Raw genomic sequence first — 20344 nt, forward strand, 5'->3', positions numbered from 1 at the left:
CACGTTTGCTTGCCTGATTGTTAAAGAGCGTCTCGTCCGTGGCGCCGTGTTGCGTTGTTGCCCCGTCGAGGAGTGCGCATTCTAGGGATTTCCCCGTGGGTGTCAAACCCTTTTTCGCACTTTTTTTAAAAAACCGGCTGACCGCTCAAAATCTGCTCAAATCGGGCCCGCAAGGGCCTATTTGAGGGTAACCCGGGCGATCTTCTTCTTGCCGGCCTGGATCACATGGCTGTCACCACGGGCAAAAGCCCGCTCCTCGGTGAGCTGGGCGCCATCCAGGTAAACCGCGCCACGGCCGAAGACATCCTTGGCGGCCTTGCCGTTCTGGGCCAGCCCCGCCTCACGCAACAACGGCACGATGTGGATGCTGTCCTGGTCCCCCAGGTCCACCACCACCTCCGGCACATTGTCGGGGATGTCCCCCAGGGAGATCTGATTACCGGCGGAGCGGGGAGCCGCCTGGGCCGCTTCAGCGCCATGGAAGCGCTCCACCATCTCCAGGGCAAACGCCTTTTTGGCCTCCTGGGGGGAGCCGAGCCGCTCGGCCTCGGCCTTCAGCGCCTCGATACGCTCATTGGTACAGGCGCTGAGCAGTTCATAATAGCGCCAGGTCAGGCTGTCGGGAAGAGACAACAGCTTGCGATACATTTCCCCCGGCGCGTCGCTCACCCCCACATAGTTGCCCAGCGACTTGGACATCTTCTGCACCCCGTCCAGCCCCTCGAGGATGGGCATGGTCAGGCAGACCTGCGGAGCCTGGCCATGGGCCTTCTGCAGGGTGCGCCCCATCAATAGGTTGAACTTCTGGTCGGTACCGCCCAGCTCCACGTCCGCTTCCAGGGCCACCGAGTCATAGCCCTGGACCAGCGGGTAGAGGAACTCGTGGATGGCGATGGGCTGGTTGGCGCTGTAGCGCTTGTCGAAGTCATCCCGCTCCAGCATACGGGCCACGGTGTACTGCCCGGCCAGCTTGATCATGCCGGCGGCCCCCAGCTCGTTCATCCAGGAGGAATTGAACACCACCCGGGTTTTGGCCGGGTCGAGCATCTTGAAGACCTGCTCCTTGTAGGTCTCGGCATTGCGCATCACGTCATCGCGACTGAGTGGCGGGCGCGTGGCGCTCTTGCCGGTGGGGTCGCCGATCATGCCGGTGAAGTCGCCGATCAGGAAAATTACCTCGTGCCCCAGCTCCTGGAACTGGCGCATCTTGTTGATCAGCACGGTATGCCCCAGGTGCAGATCCGGCGCCGTGGGGTCGAAGCCCGCCTTGATACGCAACGGCCGGCCGCTGGCCAGCTTTTCGCGCAGTTCCTCTTGCAGGATGATCTCGTCCGCCCCGCGGGCGATCAGCGCCAGTTGTTCATCCACCGTGGCCATTGCTACCTCTGTCTGTCCGCACTGCCGTTCATGAAAGCGCGCCATTGTAGCACTTGAACGCGCTTGTAGAAGGCAGGTATCTTTGCTGACTACCTTTTAAACGCCCTGCCCTGTTCCGCGGGCCCACGTTCACTGACGCCACGACCGATTTCCTGATGAAAGAGCTTTTTTCCGCCGCAGCCAGGCTGGTGCGCCAGTTTCCCCGTACTCACCTGCTGATCAGCATGGTACTGCTGGGTGTGGTCATCCTGATTGCCATGCGCCCCTCGGGCAGCGAGCCCGAACAGACCATCAAATCCACCCCGCTGGCCGCGGCCCCCGCCAGGCCCGACAGCCAGACCGCCGCCAAGCCGGCCCCCAAACCCAAACCGCAGCCCCAGTGGCAGAGCCTGACCGTGGCCGCCGGTGACACCCTGTCATCCCTGCTGCAGCCGGAAGGGGTGGGTGCCGGGCAGGTCTATCGACTACTGGGCAGCGATGAGCGCCTGCAGGCACTGACCCGCATCCGCCCTGGGGAAACCATCGATGTGATCATTGATGATCAGGACACCCTGCAGGGAGTGCAGTACCACCCCTCCCGGCTGGAAACCCTGACCGCCCGACTGGACGGCGACAGCTGGCAGACCCGGGTCGCCAAGCGCGAATACCAGCACCAGACGCGCTATGCCGAAGCCGAGATTAGCGACTCCCTGTTTCTGGCCGCCGCCGCCTCCGGCATCAGCAACAACCTGACCATGAAGCTGGCCAACCTGTTTGCCTGGGATATCGACTTCGTGCTGGATATCCGCAAGGGCGACCATTTCCGCATCATCTATGACGAGCTTTATCTAGATGGCGAAAAGGTTGGCGATGGCGACATCCTGATGGCCGAGCTCTGGAATCGGGACCGCCACCTGGTGGCCTACCGCTACATCAACCGGGCCGGCGACGAGCAATATCTGGACCCGGATGGCAACTCCATGCGCAAGGCCTTCATCCGCACGCCAGTGGCCTTTACCCGCATCAGCAGCCGCTTCAGCACCGGCCGTTTACACCCGATTCTGGGCCGCACCCGCCCCCACGAAGGGGTTGATTACGCCGCGCCCACCGGCACCCCGATCAAGGCCGCCGGCGACGGCAAGATCATCTTTGCCGGCCGCAAGGGCGGCTACGGCAACTGCATCATCATCAAGCATGGCCGCGTCTACTCCACCCTCTACGGCCACATGCACGGCTTTGCCCGGGGCATGCGTGTGGGAAGCCGGGTCAAACAGGGACAGACCATCGGCTATGTGGGCATGAGCGGCCTGGCCACCGGCCCGCACCTGCATTACGAATTCCGCATTAACGGTGTGCACCACGATCCGCTCACCGTCAAATTGCCCAAGGCCCAGGGTATCGCCAAGGACGAACGCAGCGACTTCCTGGCCGACGCCGGTCGCCTCAAGGCACAGATGGCGCTGTTCGCGGAAGCCTCTACCCTGGCCAGCAGCGATCTGCTCCGCCATGACCAGTGACCGGCTTTTTGTCGGTCTGATGACCGGCACCAGCGTTGACGGCATCGATGCGGTACTGGCCCGCATTGGTGAGCACAGCTTTGAGCTGATCGACACCCTCAGCGCACCACTGACAGCCAGCCTGCGCGAGGCCGTGCTGGCCCTCTGCCAACCCGGTGACAACGAGATCGACCGGGCCGGCCCCCTGCACCGTGCGCTGGGCCGCGCCTACGCCGATGCCACAGAACAATTGCTGCGACACAGCGGCGTCGCCGCCGGGGACATTGCCGCCATCGGCTGCCATGGCCAGACGGTACGTCACCGCCCGGGGCACGACGGCTTCAGCCTGCAACTGGGCTGCCCGGACACCCTGGCCGCCCTGACCGGCATCGCCGTGGTACACAATTTCCGCAACAAGGACATGGTACTGGGCGGCCAGGGCGCCCCGCTGGTACCGCGCTTCCATGCCCGGTTGTTTGCCCGACCGGGACAGCGACTGGCGGTGGCCAATATCGGCGGCATGGCCAATGTCACCCTGCTGGATGATGGCCAGCTGCGCGGCGGCTTTGATACCGGCCCGGGCAATGTACTGATGGACCACTGGTGCCAGCAGCACCAGGGGCACGCCTTCGACCGGGACGGCGCCTGGGCAGCCAGTGCCGTACCTGACCCGGCCCTGCTTGCCACCCTGCTCAGTGATCCCTATTTCCGCCAGCCGCCCCCCAAGAGCACCGGCCGCGAACACTTCGATGCCCACTGGCTCCACCGGCAACTGCCCCCGGGTCTGCCGCCGGAACAGGTTCAGGCCACCCTGGCGGAATTGACCGCACGCAGCCTGGCCGAGGCGCTGTCCGACTTTGCTCCGCAACAACTGTGGGTATGCGGCGGTGGCGCCCATAATCGGCACCTGCTACAACGTCTGGCAGCACTGATGCATATTGATGTGGTGAGCACCGCCACACAGGGATTGGCGCCGGACTGGGTGGAAGCGGCTGCCTTTGCCTGGCTGGCCTGGGCACGACTGACGGGCACATGTGGCAACGCACCGGTGGTCACCGGCGCCTCAAGAGAGGCGATTCTGGGTCAGATCACCCTGCCCTGAGCGGGGTTTCGGACAGGAAGACTAGACAACCCACAGCGCCAGCATGGCGCAGCTGGTGCCGAGGGTGGCACCGGCGAGAATATCCGACGGGTAGTGCACGCCCAGCAGCACCCGTGACAGCCCGACCATCACGGCCAGCCCCAGAGCCAGGGCCGCCAGCGGCGGGAAGTAGATGCACAGCAGAGTGGCCATCACAAAGGCTGCGGCAGTGTGACCGGACGGGAAGCTGAAGCGATCCGCCGGCTGGATAAAGGCGGACAGGCTTTCCAGTGCATCCGCCGGCCGCGGGCGTTTGATCAGATGCTTGAGCCCCACGAACAGGGGCACTTCCAGGGCGTAGGCCGCCATGGCAGTCAGTGCAAACTCACTGCCACCGTCACGATCCATCCACCATATCAGCAACGTCAGCGCCACGTAGAAGGGGCCATCCCCGAGCCGGGACACCAGCCGGGCCATGCGCGCACGGCGGGCAGCCTGGGGCTGGCGAAGCAGCCAGCACATGGCCCGGGTGTCCGCGGCGGTCATTCGTTGAAAAGTCGGTTTTGTCGTCATCATGGGTTCAGTGTCCACCCGGAAAACGACGAAATGTTGATCGAACGATTAAGGTTTTGTGACAACAGGAGAGGCGGCACGCACCGAGCTACCTGCAACAGCCAGAAGTCCTGTGGGAGCGGTCGTTCGACCGCGAAAGAGGCTGGCAGGGTATGACACTCGGAAACGTGAGTATCGCGGTGGAACCACCGCTCCCACGGAGCGCCCGAATCAGACCGAGAAGGAAGAGCCGCAACCACAGGTGGTGGCCGCATTGGGGTTGCTGACCACGAATCGCGAGCCCATCAGCCCCTGCTCGTAATCCACCTGGGAGCCATCCAGATATTGAATGCTCATGGCGTCCACCAGCAGCGTGACACCATCCTTTTCGACAACGGTGTCATCGTCATTGACCGCCTCGTCGAAGGTAAACCCGTAGGAAAAACCCGCACAGCCACCACCGGTGATATACACCCGCAGCTTCAGGTTGGCGTTCCCTTCGTCGTCACGCAGCTCTTTGACTTTGGCTGCGGCGGCGTCGGTGAAAGAAATGGGGCCTTGCTCGGTCATACGCTCGCTACTGCTGTAAAACGGAAAAACCCGCACCATCCATTCACGGATGATGCGGGTTCAATATGTTCCAGTACCCGACTAAAACAGTCAAGAATTATCCGCAGCCGCCACTTTCTCTTCGTTGGCGGCGGCTTTTTTCTTGTCCGGGGCCGGCAGATTGCGGCGCTCGTCATCCAGACGCACCAGCTTGCCATTGACCCGGGCACCCATGACCATTTCGATCATCAGGTAGTAGACATTGCCCTCCACGGACGCCTTCTCGGCCAGCTCCAGGTTCTCTGTGGCGCGCACATCGCCTTCCACCCGGCCATTGACCACCACCTGGGGCACTTCGATCTGGCCTTTCACCACGCCGGTTTCACCGATAATCAGACGACCGCCTTCCTTGCCAACGCTGATGTTGCCTTCCACGGTGCCCTGCACATGCAGGCCACCGGTAAATTCGATGTCACCTTTTACCGTGGCACTGGGCGCAATCAGGGTATGGTTACGGTAATCCTGCTGCGGGGCGCTCCCGCCGGCTTTCTTGTCTCGGCCCAACACGTGACTCTCCTACTGCCATTTTAAGGTTTTTTCTGCCCGGGACCGTTGTCGTCCGGAGGTTTCAGCTTCCACATCTATCGCCTTCACCGCCACCCCTTCCGGCACCCGGAAGTGCCCACTCAGCTCCTGAAAGTAGCGAAACTGGAAGCGGGTCTCACTTTCGTCATCCAGCCACTGGCTGCCGGTGTAGCTTACCGGCTTGCCGTCCGCGGTGCTGCCGACCAGTCGTAACGTTACGTCACCGCTTAGATAACGCCGGTTACGGTTATCCCCGGCCTGCACCAGCACCAGCTTGTAGGTATAGCCGTCACCACTGCCATCCGGCTGCACATCCATCTTCTCGATGCGCAGGCCGGTCTCCTGATCGCCCGGGGCCATCACGTTCTTGTAGAAGGCCACCGCTTCTTCCAGCTCCGCCACCTGGTCACGCAGGGTCTTGAGCTGATCACGGACCTGCTCACCGGCCTGCTTGTTGACCTGGGCATCGGTGCGGTAGACCGCCAACTGGTTGCGCGCCTTGTCGAGCTCCTCCTGCAGCTCATGGACCTGGTTACGCAGGCGCTGGTTGTGCTCGGACGCATCCAGCGCCCCGCCGGCGCCCAGCCACAGGCCACCGGCAAACAGCAGTACCGCCAGCACCAGCAGGATGATGGCATTGCGAATACGCCGACGTTTCTGTTCGGACGGGCTGACCGGGACCAGGGTAACGTCGTCGATGCCGGTCCGGGATCGGGGTTTGGCCGCCATGATCAGGGCGCCAGCGGAACCACGGACAGGCCAGCGGCCTCATCCAGGCCGAACATGATATTCATGGCCTGCACCGCCTGGCCGGAAGCCCCCTTGACCAGATTGTCGATCACCGACAACACCACGATGACGTTCTCGCCACGGGGCTGGTGCAAGGCAATCCGGCACATGTTGCCGCCCCGCACGAAACGGGTTTCCGGGTGACTGCCCAGCGGCATCACGTCCACAAAGGGCTCATCCGCATAGCGGGCTTCATAGGCCTGCTGGATGGCTTCCAGGGAGGGCGCGCCGTCCAGCAACTGACCGTAGAGGGTGGCATGGATGCCACGGATCATGGGAATCAGGTGCGGGACGAAGGTCGCCTTGACCGGGCCGCCGGCAATATCCGCCAGCCCCTGCTCGATCTCCGGCAGATGCCGATGGCCGCTGGCGCCGTAGGCCTTGTAGCTCTCGCCCGCCTCGGCCAGCAGCATCGGCACCTTGGCGCCCTTGCCGCCGCCACTGGCCCCGCTGGCGGCGTTGGCAATCAGTTGGTCGGGCTGGATCCAGCCGTTCTCCAGCAGCGGCAGATAGCCGAGCTGAATGGAGGTAGGGTAGCAACCGGCACAGGCCACCAGCCGGGCCTCGCGGATGGCCTCCCGGTTTACTTCCGGCAGGCCGTAGACCGCTTCGCTCAACAGCTCCGGGCAGGCATGGGGTTCGCCATACCACTGGCTCCACAGTTCATGGTCACGCAACCGGAAGTCCGCGGACAGGTCCACCACCCGCACGCCGGCCGCCATCAGCTCCGGCATCATGCGCATGGCCACGTTGTGCGGCGTGGCAAAGAACACCACATCACAGGCGCTCAGCCGGGCCACATCCGGCTCGGAGAACACCAGATCGGTGCGCCCGCGCAGGGACGGGAACATGTCCGCCACGGCCAGACCGGCCTCTCCCCGGGAAGTAATCACGTCCAGGCGCACGTGGGGGTGGTTGACCAGCAGCCGCAACAGCTCCACGCCGGTATAGCCCGTGCCACCGACAATACCCACTTTCAACGGCGTTGCGCCGTCACCCGTCCGCGCCATGACTGACTCCTACTACGAAATAATGATCAGAGCACCGCATGATAGGGGGGCACCCCCACCGCGGCAACATCAACGGCTTTCCGTGGCCGGTTCGCCATCCTTGGGTTGAGGGGTTTCCAGGGCCATGCCCTGCCCATCGGAGAGCCGCTCGGCCAGCGAATCGTAAAGCGGGCGCGGCCACACCAGTTTGGCCACGGCAGCGGCCAGAAACGCCCCGGCCATCAGCGGCAGCACCACATCGTGGCGGTTGCCGGTGAGCTCCATGACGATCACGAAGGAGGTGATGGGGCGCTGAATCACCGCGGAAAGAAACGCGGCCATGGCCACCAGGGTAATCCCCACCAGCGAGGCGTTGGGGAAAAAGTGCCCGATCACATTGCCGACACCGGCGCCCGCTGCCAGACAGGGCGAGAACAGGCCACCGGGAATGCCGGTGAAATAGGACACCAGGGTGGCGGCCATCTTGGCCAGCGGGAACAGCCAGTCACCGGAATGCTTGCCACTGAGCAGATCACTGGCCTGCTCATAGCCACTGCCATAGGTGGCGCCGCCGGTGAGCAGCCCGAGGAACACCAGCACCAGCGCACACAGAAACACCACCCGGTAGGGGTTGGCTTTGGCATAGGGCGACAGGAAGCGACTGCCGACGATCAGCAAACGACTGAACAGCCCCCCCAGCAGGCCGCAGATCAGGCCGACAATGACAATGGCATACCACTGACTGGGAATATCCAGGCTACCTTCCGGGTGACCGAAAAAGCTGTAGTGCCCCATGATCATCAGCACCACCACCCCGGACAGGAAGATGGACAGGATCAGGGTCCCGCTGGTGCGCTGCTCGAAGGACCCGGCCAGCTCCTCGATGGCAAACATGATCCCCGCCAGGGGCGCGTTAAAGGCCGCCGACACGCCGGCGGCACCGCCGGCCACGATCAGGGCATTATCAATGTTCTTCTGGCGCAGGCGCGCCACCTGGCCCACCGAATACATCATCGCCGCCCCCATCTGCACACTGGGGCCCTCGCGGCCGATACTGGCCCCACAGAACAGCCCCACCACGGTCAGCAGAAACTTGGCGGCGATCACCCGCAGCGAAAGAAAGGCCGGGCGCAGCCAGTGATAACGTTGCTTGAGCACCAGCAACACCTGGGGGATACCACTGCCCTGGGATTCGGTACCGATACGCCGCATCACCCAGACGATGAAGAGCATGCCGGCGGGGGTCAGTACCAGGGGAATCAGGGGATTGCGCTGCTCCAGGCCCATGAAGGTCTGCGACGCCAGCTCCGCCACCCAGGCCAGCGCCACCACCAGCAGCCCCACCAGTACCGCGCCGACCCAGAACACCGCCCGCATCTTCCAGTCCTGCAGGGTGCCCAGCTGATGGCGGCTCAGACGGCGGGTGCGGAACAGGTAATACCGCAACAGTCGACGAAAGCGGGACCGTTTTTTCACAGCGCTCCTTACAAACCGGTGACGTGACGGGCCAGGGAACTCTGAACCCGTCCACTCAGCAGGACGATCAGGCCGGCAAATACTGCGGCTGCCGCCGGGGCGATCTGCGCCGGGCACACGGGCCCGGCCGGGAATTCATGTCGACTGCGAACCACGCTGTGCCCAAGCACGGCTGTCCATTGCGGGGGCAGCCAGAGCGTTCTCGCAGGAGTTGTTCAGAGGCTTCCTGGGAAGCTGTATAGTGTACGCCTTCAATGCCCCCAACTCCACTGACCGCCGTTCAGGAGTCGTGCCCATGCTGTGGCTCAAAGCCTTTCACATCATCGCAATGGTCTGCTGGTTTGCCGGCATCTTTTACCTGCCGCGTCTGTTCGTCTACCACGCCATGGCCGAGGACCAGGCCAGCCGCGAGCGTTTCAAGATCATGGAACGCAAGCTCTACCGCGGCATCATGAACCCGTCCATGATCGTCACCCTGGTACTGGGCATCTGGATGCTGGCGCTCAACTGGGACTACTACAAGACCCAGGGCTGGATGCATGCCAAGCTGGCGCTGGTGGTTCTGCTGATCGGTTACCACCACATGTGCCTGGCCTATCTGAAGAAATTTGCCGCCGATGCCAATACCAAGAGCGACCGCTTCTTCCGCATTTTCAATGAAGTGCCGGTTTTGTTGCTGGTGGCCATTGTGATACTGGTGGTGGTGAGACCTTTCTGAGTCGCACGTCCGGTGTCTGACGCCGGGCGCTCGCCCGTTGCAGGTGCGCAATTATGAAACCGAACATTCTGGTGATCGCCGGGCACGACCCGTCCGGTGGCGCCGGCATCCATGCCGACATCGAGACCATTCAGGCCCTGGGCGGCTTTGCCTCCACTCTGATCACCGGGCTGACCGTGCAGAACAGCCAGAACGTGCGCGGCTTCCAGCTCACCGACCCGGCCTTGCTGCAACAGCAGGCCGATGCCCTGCTGGATGATCTGGACTACCAGGCGGTGAAAATCGGCATGACCGGCTCGGTGGCCATCATCGACTTCATCGCCGACCTGCTGGCCCGCCTGCCCGGCGTCCCGGTGATCCTGGACCCGGTGCTGGCCGCCGAGGCCGGCGGCAGCCTGGCACAGGAGTCGCTGGCCGACGCCATGCTGGAGCGGCTTGCTCCGCACTGCGAATTACTCACTCCCAACCTGCCGGAAGCACGCTTGCTGAGCGGCGAGCAGGCCCTGCATGCGTGCGGCGACACCCTGCTTGCCCGGGGCCGGTGTGCGGCCCTGATTACCGGCACCCATGACGACACCGACCAGGTCAGCAACCATCTGTTCCAGCCCGGCCGCCACCGGCAATGGGACTGGCCGCGCCTGCCACACAGCTACCATGGCTCCGGTTGCACGCTGGCCTCTGCCATTGCCTGTCTGCGCGCCCACCAGCAGCCCCTGGAAGAGGCCGTGGCCAACGCACAGGCCCATGTCGACCGCTTCCTGCGCCAGGCCTTCCGCCCCGGCCGCGGCCAGCACGTCCCCAATCGTCAGCCATGATCCACGGTCTTTACGCCATCACCGACCCGCAGCTGACGCCGGATGAGCGGCTGCTGCCCGCCGCCCGCGCCGCCCTGCGCGGCGGGGCACGCCTGCTGCAGTACCGGGACAAGACCGCCACCCCCCGCCAGCGTGAAAACCGGGCGGCACAACTGCGCGACCTGTGCCATGAATTTGGCGCCCTGTTCATCGTCAATGACGACCCGGCCCTGGCCGCCCGCGTCCATGCCGACGGGGTTCACATTGGCCAGAGTGATGGCGGCCTGGCCGCCGCCCGCGACCGGCTCGGCGAGCAGCGCATCATTGGTGTAACCTGCCATGGCGATGCCCGGCTGGTGGTGCAAACCGAACAGGCCGGCGCCGATTACCTGGCCATGGGACGCTTCTTCCCGTCGCACACCAAACCCGGCGCCCCGGCGGCCCAGCTGGAGGCCCTGCGCCAGGCCTGCCGCCAGTGTCACCGCCCCGTGGTAGCCATCGGCGGGGTGAATCCGGATAATGCCCCCCAGCTGATCCAGGCCGGCGCCGCCAGCGTGGCAGTGATCCATGCTCTGTTCGGCCACCCCGACCCGGCCGACATCGAAGTCGCCGCCCGCCGTTTCAGCACCCTTTTCTGAACGCCTGTTAACACTACCGGGATCACACCAGTTGACCCCGGATCAAGGAGACCCCCATGCCCCGCAAGCATTCCGAGCAGCTTTTTCGCCAGGCCCAGACACACATCCCCGGCGGCGTTAATTCTCCGGTCCGGGCCTTCAAGAGCGTGGGCGGTTCGCCAGTGTTCTTCCATACCGCCAGGGGGGCCTACCTGCACGACGAGGACGGCAACCGCTACATTGATTACGTGGGTTCCTGGGGTCCCATGATCCTCGGCCACAACCATCCGCAGGTGATCGAGGCGGTGCAGGCCGCAGTCAACGAGGGCATGAGCTTCGGCGCCCCCACCGCCGTGGAAGTGGAGATGGCCGACAAGGTCTGCGAGCTGTTGCCCTCCATGGACATGGTACGCATGGTCAACTCCGGCACCGAAGCCACCATGAGCGCCATCCGTCTGGCCCGCGGCTATACCGGCCGCAACAAGATCATCAAGTTCGAGGGCTGTTATCACGGCCATGTGGACAGCCTGCTGGTGAAAGCCGGCTCCGGCGCCATGGGTATCCCCGGCTCTCCGGGCGTACCCGAAGCCGTCACCGCCGACACCCTGGTGCTGGACTACAACAATGCCGCCACGGTGGCCGAAGCGTTTGCACAGCATGGTCCGGAGATCGCCGCCGTGATCGTCGAGCCGGTGGCCGGCAACATGAACTGCGTGCCGCCCAACGCCTCCTTTCTGCAGGCCCTGCGCGAACTGTGTGACCAGCACGGTGCGGTGTTGATTTTTGACGAGGTCATGACCGGCTTTCGGGTGGCACTGGGCGGCGCCCAGGGGCTCTACGACATCACCCCGGACCTGACCACCCTGGGCAAGATCATCGGCGGCGGCATGCCGGTGGGCGCCTTTGGTGGCAAGAAAGCCATCATGGAACACCTGGCGCCACTGGGCCCGGTCTACCAGGCCGGCACCCTGTCCGGCAATCCAGTGGCCATGGCCGCCGGCCTGGCCACCCTGAACCTGATCAGCGAAGCAGGCTTCCATGAAGCGCTGACGGAAAAGACCACGCGGCTGCTGGACGGCCTCACCGAAGCCGCCCATGCCGAAGGCGTGGCCTTCACCACTGCACAGGCGGGCGGCATGTTCGGGCTGTTCTTCACCGACCAGAGCCGCGTAAGCCACTTTGCGGACGTGATGGCCTGCGACAGCGAACGCTTCAACCGCTTCTTCCACGCCATGCTGGACCAGGGCATCTACCTGGCCCCCAGCGCCTTTGAAGCGGGCTTTGTGTCCGCCGCTCACAGCGACGAGGACATCGATACCACCATTGCGGCGGCAAGAAAGGCGTTTGCGAAGGTGTAAAGACGCCGTCTAACAACCACCTGCAGGAGCTTGCTTGCAAGTGAATCCGGGCCTTGACGAGGAAAAAGCGGTGCGGTTTATTCGCGGCCTTTTCTAGAGAGACCTGTCGAGTTCGGAAATGCCTGATCGCCTTTCAGGCGATTTCCGCGCTGACGCGCGGTTCGCTTGCAGGCAAGCGCCTACAGTGGCTTCGTAGTGGTCAGTCGCGAACCAGCGCCACCCTTTTTCCACCCGTCAGGCGCAACAGGTCCGCCGGTGCCATTTCGATTTCCAGCCCGCGCCGCCCGGCGCTCATGTAGAGGGTCGGCCAGTCGGCGGCGCGTTCGTGGAGATAGAGAGGCAGGCGTTTCTTCTGTCCCAGCGGGCTGATACCGCCCAGCACATAACCGGTCAGGCGCTGGGCCTGGTCGCCCGGGCACATAGTCGCCTTTTTGCCGCCATGGGCCCGGGCCAGCAATTTCAGATCCAGCTGATGATCCACCGGCACCATGGCCACCACCGGAGAGCCATCCACCAGCGCCAGCAGTGTCTTGAACACCTGCGCCGGCGGCAGCCCCAGCAACTCGGCCGCTTCCAGCCCGTAGCTGGCCGCCGCCGGATCATGCACATAGCTGTGCAGCGTATGCTCTACCTTGCCGCGTTTGGCGGCCTCTACCGCAGGGGTCATGCACTGGCCGGCTGGCGCAGCCGATCAGCATTGTCGCGGGCGGCACGGGCGCCCTGCTCATCGCCCTGCCGGCTACGGGCGGTGGCCACCAGCTCCCAGAGGCCGGCCCGGTAGGCATCATTATCCGGTGCCAGGCGCAGGGCACGCAGGGCAAAACCCTCCGCGCCGCGCGCATCCCCCTCGCTCAGGTGCAGATCGGCCAGCTCCCGGTACAACCAGGAGGCATCCGGTGCCATGGTCAACGCCCGCTCCAGATAACGCTCGGCGGCGGAATTGTTACCCTGGCTGCGCGCCTGACGGGCATGCTCATACAGCGACAGCGCCGGCGAGCCCTGCAACTGCTGCTCCGCCGTCACCGGCGCCTGGGTTTCTTCCTGCACCGGCTGCATGGCACAGCCGGCCAGCAGCGCCGCCAGCAGGGTTAGTCGAACAAGCCCTTGAACCACTTCACTACTCCTTTACCGGTATCCTTGACCGTGCCACAGCCGTTGCTGTCTTGCGGAATCGACGCTTCCAGCATGGGGATGCGACGGGCGCCATGGCAACCTTCCGCGCTTTGCTGGCGGCCGTTTTCATCCATCCATACCCAGTCCACGCCCGCTGGCGGGGTCTGTGACAGGCTGCGCTGGGGCAGCTTGGCCATCAGTTCGGTCCATACCGGCAGGGCACCGGTGGCACCGGTGAGGCCGGTATTGTGGTTGTCGTCACGGCCCACCCAGACTACCGCCAGATGGTTGGCGGAGAAACCGGCAAACCAGGCATCGCGGAAATCATCACTGGTGCCGGTCTTGCCGGCGATCTTGAGCTCCTCCGGCAGTTGCTTGCGGGCCCCACGACCGGTGCCTTCCTCAATCACCTGCTGCATGGCCCACTGGGTCACGAAGGCCGGCCCGGCATCCACCGCTTCCTCGGTACTGACCGGGTAGCGGGCCAGCGGCTTGCCGCCCTTGTCGAGCACATCGGTAATGGAGCGCAGACGGGTGCTGAAGCCACCGGTGGCCAGCGGCTGATACATCATGGCCACCTCGAACGGCGTCAGCTCCAGGCTACCCAGCAGGATACTGGGGTAAAGCGGTATCTTGCGCTGCACCCCCAGGGTCTTCATGGTATCGGCCACCTTGTCCAGCCCCACATCCAGCCCCAGCCGGGCGGTGGCCTGGTTACGCGAATGGGCCAGCACATCAACAATGGGCATGGCGCCCAGCGACTGCTTGTCGTAGTTACCCGGCGCCCACAGGCTGCCGTTGGGCATCTTCACTTCCACCGGGCCGTCTTCCACATTGGTGGCCAGGCTGTATTTTTTCGGCTCTTCCATGGCCGCCAGCACCACCGCCGGCTTGGCCAGCGAACCGATCGGCCGCAGCGCATCCAGCGCCCGGTTAAAGCCGGATTCCCGGGAATGGCGATTGCTGACCAACGCCAGCACGTCACCCTCGGTGGGCGAGACCACCACCACGGCGCCATTGAGATGCTTGTTTTCCTTCGGGTCGATATGTTGCAGGCGATCATGCAGCGCCCGCTCGGAGGCCAACTGGGCCAGCACATCCAGGGTGGAATGAATATGCAGCCCCTCGCGGCTGAGCACCTCCGGCGGGTAATCCCGTGCCAGCTGGCGGCGCACCAGATCGATAAAGGCCGGGAACGCATACAGGGCAGAGGCACCGCGCGGCACCACTTCCAGCGGTCGGGCGCTGTACTTGCGGTAATCCTGCTCGGACAGCGCGCCCTCCTTGACCGCCACCTTCAATACCGTATTGCGACGCTCCATGGCCCGCTTGGGATGACGGCGCGGGTCATACCAGCTGGGCCCCTTGAGCAGGGCTACCAGGGTGGCCAGCTGATGGGGCTCCAGCTCATCCAGCGGCCGGCCGAAGAAAAACTGCGCGCCCAGCCCCATGCCATGAATGGCGCGATTGCCGTCCTGCCCCAGATAGACCTCGTTGAGGTAGGCCTCGAGGATCTGCTGCTTGCTGTAATGCAGCTCCAGCAACAGGGCCATGGGCATTTCCATCAGCTTGCGCGACAGGGTGCGCTCGGAGGTCAGCCAGAAATTCTTCACCAGCTGCTGGGTCAGGGTACTGCCGCCCTGTACCAGGCCACCGGCCTTGATGTTGGCCAGCATGGCCCGGCTCAGTCCGCGCAGGGAAATACCATGATGCTCGTAGAAGCTGCGATCTTCCGTGGCCACCAGCATGTCCACCAGTAACGGTGGCACCTGGTCGAGCCTGACCAGCACCCGGTCCTCCTGGTGCTGGGGATGAATACTGCCGATTTGCAGCGGCTCCAGCCGCGCCAGGTTGCCGGTCTGGCTGGCCTTGATGGACTGGATATGGCCAGCCGACAGGGTCAGTCGAATCCGCTGGGACGGCTCGCCGCCATCACTGTCCTTGAAGCCACGGGTATCCAGTACCAGGGTATTGCCGTTGCGGGCATAACTGCCCGGCGTGGAGGCACTGCTGGTATGGCGGTAGCGCATCAGATCCAGCAGCTTGAGCATATCCTCGCGGGACAGTACCCGCCCGGCATACAGCTCCACCGGCCGCGCATAGACCCGGGCCGGCAGTTGCCAGACATGGGAGTCGAAGCGTTCGCGTACCAGCGCATCCAGGTAGGCCATGCCGGCGGCCACCACCACCAGCATGACCAGGGAAAGTTTGCCCACCAGCCGCCAGCTGAACCAGCGCCGTGGAGCGGATTTCTTGCTCGATGATTGCCGCCGCCCTTTGGCGGGGGACTTCTTTGCTTTTTTCGCCATGCTCGCGAGTATAGTGAAAACTGAAGACATTAAGAGTGTCTGTGGCGCCCGGTGTTCCCGCGGACCGCATTATCCCTTCCGGTTACGCCATTAATTAACACCGATTTTGCAACCGCCCCGCCCCCCTCCATAATAGGCGCCCTGATTGGAACCGGCACTGGAGCCTGCATGGAAAAGAAATACGACGTTTATGCCCTCGGCAATGCCCTGGTGGATACGGAAATCGAGGTCAGCGACGCCTTTCTGCAACGCATGGAGGTGGGCAAGGGGCTGATGACCCTGGTGGATGAAGCCCGCCAGGCCGAACTGATCGCCGCCCTGGCCGACGAGGCCGAGCCGCACAAGCAGACCAGCGGCGGCTCCGCCTGCAATACCGTGGTCGCAACCCGCTACTTCGGCGGTAACAGCTACTACGCCTGCAAGGTAGCCGATGACGACACCGGCAACATCTTCGTCAACGACCTGACCGCCGCCGGCGTCGACACCAACATGAACGGCCAGCGCGACCCCGGCATTTCCGGCAAGTGCCTGGTAATGCTGACCCCGGATGCCGAGCGCACCATGAATACCTTCCTGGGTATTTCCAGCCAGGTGTCCGAGGCGGAACTGGACGAAGCGGCCATCGCCGCCAGCCACTATGTCTATCTGGAAGGCTACCTGGTCAGCGGTGACAGCTCCCGCGCGGCGGCCATCCAGCTGCGCAAGCTGGCCGAAAAGCACGGCGTGAAAACCTCGCTGACCTTTTCCGACCCGGCCATGGTGCAGTTCTTCCGCGACGGCCTGGCCGAAATGCTCGGCGACGGCGTGGACCTGTTGTTCTGCAATGAAGCCGAAGCCACCAGCTACACCGACACCGACTCGGTGGAAGCGGCGCTGGAACAGCTCAAGGGCCTGTGCCGATCTGCGGTGATCACCCTGGGTGCCAAAGGGGCCCTGATCTGGGATGGCGCGCAGAGCCACCGCATCGACCCGGTGCCGGTGAAAGCCATCGACAGCAACGGTGCCGGTGACATGTTTGCCGGGGCCTTCCTGTATGCCATTACCCACGGCCACGATTTTGCCAGCGCCGGCAAACTGGCCGCCGCCGCCGCCGCGCGCCTGGTGACCGAATTCGGCCCGCGCCTGAGCGCCGACACCCACCAGCAACTGCGCAAGGATATTCTCGGTGACTGAGACCATGGAACACATCTGTAACGTCAACGACATCGAGCATGAAAGCGCCCGGGAGTTCCAGAAGGACGGCCAGAGCATCGTGGTGGCCAAATTCGATGGGCAGATGCATGCCTACATCAACTGGTGCCCGCACCTGGGCATCGAGCTGAACTTCATGCCCGACCAGTTCATGGATGGCGACGGCCAGTTCATCATGTGCGCCAACCACGGCGCCCTGTTCGAAGTGGAAACCGGTAACTGCCTGTCCGGCCCCTGCAGCGGCGACAAACTGATTGCGGTACCGCTGGAAGTCCGCGGCGAGGAAGTCTGGCTGGGCGAGGTACCGCAACCGGCATGAGCCATCCCTTCGACGATCTCACCCCGGATTTCATGCTCGACGCGGTGGATGCCGCCGGCTTTCTCAGCGACGGCCGACTGTTACAACTCAACAGCTTTGAAAACCGGGTTTACCAGGTGGGCCAGGAAGAGGGGCCGCCGGTGATCGTCAAGTTCTACCGCCCGGGCCGCTGGAGCGATGCCCAGATCCTGGAAGAGCATGCCTTCAGCCTGTTTCTGGTAGAACGGGATCTGCCGGTGATTGCACCGCAAGTTCGCGGTGACACCAGCCTGTTTCACTGCGACGGATTTTCCTTCGCGGTCTTCCGGCGAGCCGGCGGCCATGCGCCGGAACTGGCCAATGACAGTCACCTGGAACAGCTGGGCCGCACCCTGGCCCGTTGGCACGCCTGCGGCAGTGACCGCCCCTACCAGCAGCGCCCGACACTGGATGTGGTGCAGGATATCCGTGCCGCCAGTGAGTATTTGATCCATGACGTGGTCGATCTCAATTACCGCGGCCAGTACCGGGACCTGACCGGCCAACTGCTCGACAGCATCGAGCAACGCCTGCAGGGTCTTCAGGTGCCGCTGCTCAATGTGCACGGCGACTGCCACACCGGCAACATCCTGTGGCGCGATGACAGCCCGCACTTTGTGGACCTGGATGACAGCCTGCGCGCCCCCGCCATGCAGGACCTGTGGATGCTGCTATCCGGCGAGGACGATGAGCAGCAACACCAGCTGACCGTGCTGGCCCGGGGTTATGACACCTTCCTGCCGTTCCCCTGGGAGCAGCAGCTGCTGATTGATCCCCTGCGCATCCGCCGCATGGTCTGCTACGACGCCTGGCTGGCCAAACGCTGGGACGACCCGGCCTTCCCGCCAGCCTTCCCCTGGTTCGAGTCCATGAACTACTGGGGCAACCAGGTCACCCTGCTGCAACAACAGCTGCAAAGCCTGCAGCAATCGTAGCGCTCCAGCAGTGCGACTACAGCAACACCGGTAACGGCTTGTGCAGACAAAACTGCCGGGCTGACAGCGCCGCCTGCCAGGCCAGCACCTCCACCCCGCTGGCCACCGCTTCACGCAGCAATTCACCGTAACGGGCATCCACTTCGTCTGCGGGTCGGGCCGCCAGCGCGCCACTGTGCTGCACGCAGAAGAACAGCACCGCCCGCTTGCCCGACGCCACCACCGCCATCAGAGTCTGCAGATGTTTCTGGCCCCGCTCGGTCACCGAGTCCGGGAAGGCAATAATACCGTCATCGGCATCGTCCGGCCCCGGCCCCAGGGTCACGTTCTTAACCTCGATAAAGGTATGCGGGTCGGCACGCTCGCCCAGCGCCAGGTCAAAACGGCTGTCAGCGTATTTCACCTCACGCTCCACGCCACTGGCCGGGTCCAGGGAAGGCACCCGCGCCGCCCTGACGGCCTCTTCCACCAGCGCATTGGGGCGGCCAGTGTTGACGCCGGCCCAGTGGCCATGGGCCACCTGCACGGCTTCCAGAGTATGCCGGTACTTGCGTTTCGGATTGCCGCTATCGGAAATCAGCGCCGCCTGGGGCTGACCCGGCAGCACACAATTCTTCATGGAGCCGGTATTGGGGCAATGCACGGTAATCTCACTACCATCGGCACGAATCACATCCGCCATGAACCGTTTGTAGCGACGTACCAGCGTCACCGCCTCCAGGGCAGGCTCAAATTTCACAGGCTCTCCAGATACTGTTTGAGCCGGCCCAGGGCCTGCTCCAGTCGTTGTTCGTCACAGGTATAGGCCAGGCGGATGTAACGCTGTGGCTGGTGGCCTTCGCCAAAGTCCAGCCCCGGCGTCACCGCCAGCTTGGCCTTTTCCAGCAGGTCGGCACAGAAGGCGAAGCTGTCATCGGTCCAGGCGCTGACATCCACATACAGGTAAAAGGCACCCTCGGCCCGGGACACCACCGGCAGGCCCAGCCGCGCCAACCCGTTGAGCAAACAATGGCGGCGGGCGGCCAGCAGCTGATGGCGCTGCTCAAGAACCAGCAGGGTTTCTTCCTCCAGGGCCGCCAGCGCCCCGTACTGAGCCGGCGTAGAGGGGGCCAGAAACAGGTTCTGGGCAATGCGCTCCAGGGCCGGCACCAGTGACGGCGGCGCCACCAGCCAGCCCAGCCGCCAGCCGGTCATGCAGAAATACTTGCTGAAGCTGTTGATCACCAGCACCTCATCGGTATGGGCCAGCACCGAACCCGCCGGGCGTTCATAACAAAGCCCCTGATAAATTTCGTCCACCAGCAGCATGCCATCACGGGCCCTCACCGCCCGGGCCATATCGGCCAGCCTCTCGGGGGCCAGCATGTTGCCGGTGGGGTTATCGGGGCTGGCAACCATGGCCAGGCGGGTATCGGGCTGCCAGGCGTCCAGCAGCTGTTGCTGATCGAGCACGAAATGCTGCTCGGCGCGCAGCACCACGGACTGGGGCTTGCCACCCACCAGCTTGACGAACTGCCGATTGCAGGGGTAACCCGGGTCGCACAACAGCACACCATCACCGGGATTGATCAGGGCCGCCAGCGCCAGCTGCAGGGCCCCGGAGGCACCGGGGGTCACCACCACCCGGGCCGGGTCCACCTCGGCATCAAAGCGCCGGCGGTAATCATCGGCAATGGCCTGTCGCAACGCGGGCAAGCCTCCGGCCGGGGTGTAACCGGTGCGGCCATGGCTGACCGCCTCGTCCACCGCCTTGAGCACCGCCGGCGGCGTGGCGAAATCCGGCTCGCCCACTTCCAGATGAATGACATCATGGCCCTGCTCCGCCAGCTGCTGGGCACGGGCCAGCAATGCCATGACATGGAAGGGCGGGATTTGTTGCGCATATTGAGACAGAGTGATCACAAGTTTCCTCTTTTCTAACGCGGGCACACGGCTATAATCGGCCAGTTTTTCGCCATCCTGCCACCGCCTGACCGGAAGGTGACAAGCCTAACGGTTAGGGAGTAAGGTCGGGGTTTACATTATGCCAATGTCCGCAAGCCTCCGGGAAAGGCTTGAGTGACGCAACCGGTGACCGTGGGTCGCGGCGCAGGAAAGCC

21 protein-coding genes are annotated in these 20344 nt (G+C 63.9%); 9 read left to right on the top strand and 12 right to left on the bottom strand.

The window, feature by feature from the left end; genetic code table 11:
- Positions 1-177 precede the first annotated feature (177 nt).
- Entirely contained in the window at positions 178-1377 is a 1200-nt protein-coding gene (gene tyrS, locus A11A3_RS03135) for a tyrosine--tRNA ligase (RefSeq protein WP_008927813.1), read from the bottom strand.
- Positions 1378-1532: 155 nt separating this feature from the next.
- Here tyrS and A11A3_RS03140 point away from each other — a divergent pair, with 155 nt between their 5' ends.
- Both A11A3_RS03140 and A11A3_RS03145 read left to right on the top strand, forming a co-directional pair.
- Positions 1533-2873, top strand: coding sequence for a peptidoglycan DD-metalloendopeptidase family protein (locus A11A3_RS03140; RefSeq protein WP_008927814.1), 1341 nt, complete (start codon positions 1533-1535; stop codon positions 2871-2873).
- Positions 2863-3954: an anhydro-N-acetylmuramic acid kinase gene (locus A11A3_RS03145; RefSeq protein WP_008927815.1), complete on the top strand. Its 1092-nt coding sequence runs from the start codon at positions 2863-2865 to the stop codon at positions 3952-3954. The genes A11A3_RS03140 and A11A3_RS03145 overlap by 11 nt, the downstream gene beginning before the upstream one ends.
- 21 nt (positions 3955-3975) lie before the next feature.
- On the opposite strand, the gene A11A3_RS03150 is transcribed toward A11A3_RS03145, so the two are convergent.
- From A11A3_RS03150 to A11A3_RS03175, 6 genes are all read right to left on the bottom strand, one after another.
- A complete protein-coding gene (locus tag A11A3_RS03150) occupies positions 3976-4509 on the bottom strand; it encodes a phosphatase PAP2 family protein (protein WP_193353566.1) in 534 nt (177 codons plus the stop codon).
- 207 nt (positions 4510-4716) lie between these two features.
- Complete coding sequence (gene erpA, locus A11A3_RS03155; protein WP_008927817.1) at positions 4717-5055, bottom strand: iron-sulfur cluster insertion protein ErpA; 339 nt, start codon at positions 5053-5055, stop codon at positions 4717-4719.
- 90 nt (positions 5056-5145) lie between these two features.
- Entirely contained in the window at positions 5146-5601 is a 456-nt protein-coding gene (locus A11A3_RS03160) for a bactofilin family protein (protein WP_051011740.1), read from the bottom strand.
- A gap of 9 nt (positions 5602-5610) precedes the next feature.
- Complete coding sequence (locus A11A3_RS03165) at positions 5611-6348, bottom strand: DUF6776 family protein (protein ID WP_008927819.1); 738 nt, start codon at positions 6346-6348, stop codon at positions 5611-5613.
- A gap of 2 nt (positions 6349-6350) precedes the next feature.
- On the bottom strand, positions 6351-7418 hold the full coding sequence (argC, locus tag A11A3_RS03170; protein ID WP_040296666.1) for an N-acetyl-gamma-glutamyl-phosphate reductase: 1068 nt from the start codon (positions 7416-7418) through the stop codon (positions 6351-6353).
- Between the two features lie 69 nt (positions 7419-7487).
- Positions 7488-8873 carry a chloride channel protein gene (locus A11A3_RS03175; RefSeq protein WP_008927821.1) on the bottom strand — a complete coding sequence of 462 codons (1386 nt, stop codon included), beginning with the start codon at positions 8871-8873 and terminating at the stop codon, positions 7488-7490.
- Positions 8874-9168: 295 nt separating this feature from the next.
- Between A11A3_RS03175 and hemJ the strand changes: the two genes are divergently transcribed.
- Genes hemJ through hemL form a run of 4 tightly spaced genes read left to right on the top strand, consistent with a single transcriptional unit; the run spans position 9169 to position 12360 of the window.
- A complete protein-coding gene (gene hemJ / locus A11A3_RS03180; RefSeq protein WP_008927822.1) occupies positions 9169-9591 on the top strand; it encodes a protoporphyrinogen oxidase HemJ in 423 nt (140 codons plus the stop codon).
- Positions 9592-9644: 53 nt separating this feature from the next.
- Entirely contained in the window at positions 9645-10406 is a 762-nt protein-coding gene (gene thiD / locus A11A3_RS03185) for a bifunctional hydroxymethylpyrimidine kinase/phosphomethylpyrimidine kinase (protein ID WP_008927823.1), read from the top strand.
- A complete protein-coding gene (thiE, locus tag A11A3_RS03190) occupies positions 10403-11023 on the top strand; it encodes a thiamine phosphate synthase (RefSeq protein WP_008927824.1) in 621 nt (206 codons plus the stop codon). The genes thiD and thiE overlap by 4 nt, the downstream gene beginning before the upstream one ends.
- Before the next feature lie 56 nt (positions 11024-11079).
- Complete coding sequence (hemL, locus tag A11A3_RS03195) at positions 11080-12360, top strand: glutamate-1-semialdehyde 2,1-aminomutase (protein ID WP_008927825.1); 1281 nt, start codon at positions 11080-11082, stop codon at positions 12358-12360.
- 199 nt (positions 12361-12559) lie between these two features.
- Here hemL and ybaK read toward each other — a convergent pair whose 3' ends face one another.
- The 3 genes from ybaK to mrcB are packed head-to-tail and all read right to left on the bottom strand — an operon-like array spanning position 12560 to position 15782.
- A complete protein-coding gene (gene ybaK, locus A11A3_RS03200; RefSeq protein WP_008927826.1) occupies positions 12560-13027 on the bottom strand; it encodes a Cys-tRNA(Pro) deacylase in 468 nt (155 codons plus the stop codon).
- Positions 13024-13473 (bottom strand): tetratricopeptide repeat protein, encoded by a 450-nt coding sequence (locus tag A11A3_RS03205; RefSeq protein WP_008927827.1) that lies wholly within the window; start codon positions 13471-13473, stop codon positions 13024-13026. The genes ybaK and A11A3_RS03205 overlap by 4 nt, the downstream gene beginning before the upstream one ends.
- On the bottom strand, positions 13449-15782 hold the full coding sequence (mrcB, locus tag A11A3_RS03210; RefSeq protein ID WP_040296669.1) for a penicillin-binding protein 1B: 2334 nt from the start codon (positions 15780-15782) through the stop codon (positions 13449-13451). Before mrcB ends, A11A3_RS03205 begins: the two co-directional genes overlap by 25 nt.
- A gap of 168 nt (positions 15783-15950) precedes the next feature.
- Between mrcB and A11A3_RS03215 the strand changes: the two genes are divergently transcribed.
- From A11A3_RS03215 to A11A3_RS03225, 3 genes are read left to right on the top strand one after another with little or no spacing between them, the layout of a single operon-like run.
- Positions 15951-16955, top strand: a complete 1005-nt coding sequence (locus A11A3_RS03215; RefSeq protein ID WP_008927829.1) for an adenosine kinase — start codon at positions 15951-15953, stop codon at positions 16953-16955.
- The gene (locus tag A11A3_RS03220) at positions 16948-17292 is read left to right on the top strand and encodes a Rieske (2Fe-2S) protein (protein WP_008927830.1); all 345 of its coding nucleotides are present in this window, start codon (positions 16948-16950) and stop codon (positions 17290-17292) included. The genes A11A3_RS03215 and A11A3_RS03220 overlap by 8 nt, the downstream gene beginning before the upstream one ends.
- The gene (locus A11A3_RS03225; RefSeq protein ID WP_008927831.1) at positions 17289-18245 is read left to right on the top strand and encodes a serine/threonine protein kinase; all 957 of its coding nucleotides are present in this window, start codon (positions 17289-17291) and stop codon (positions 18243-18245) included. The genes A11A3_RS03220 and A11A3_RS03225 overlap by 4 nt, the downstream gene beginning before the upstream one ends.
- A gap of 16 nt (positions 18246-18261) precedes the next feature.
- Here A11A3_RS03225 and sfsA read toward each other — a convergent pair whose 3' ends face one another.
- Entirely contained in the window at positions 18262-18984 is a 723-nt protein-coding gene (sfsA, locus tag A11A3_RS03230; protein ID WP_008927832.1) for a DNA/RNA nuclease SfsA, read from the bottom strand.
- Entirely contained in the window at positions 18981-20147 is a 1167-nt protein-coding gene (locus A11A3_RS03235; RefSeq protein WP_008927833.1) for an aminotransferase class I/II-fold pyridoxal phosphate-dependent enzyme, read from the bottom strand. Before A11A3_RS03235 ends, sfsA begins: the two co-directional genes overlap by 4 nt.
- Positions 20148-20344 lie beyond the last annotated feature (197 nt).

The organism is Alcanivorax hongdengensis A-11-3 (assembly GCF_000300995.1).
In the GTDB taxonomy this organism is placed as follows: Bacteria; Pseudomonadota; Gammaproteobacteria; order Pseudomonadales; family Alcanivoracaceae; genus Alcanivorax; species Alcanivorax hongdengensis.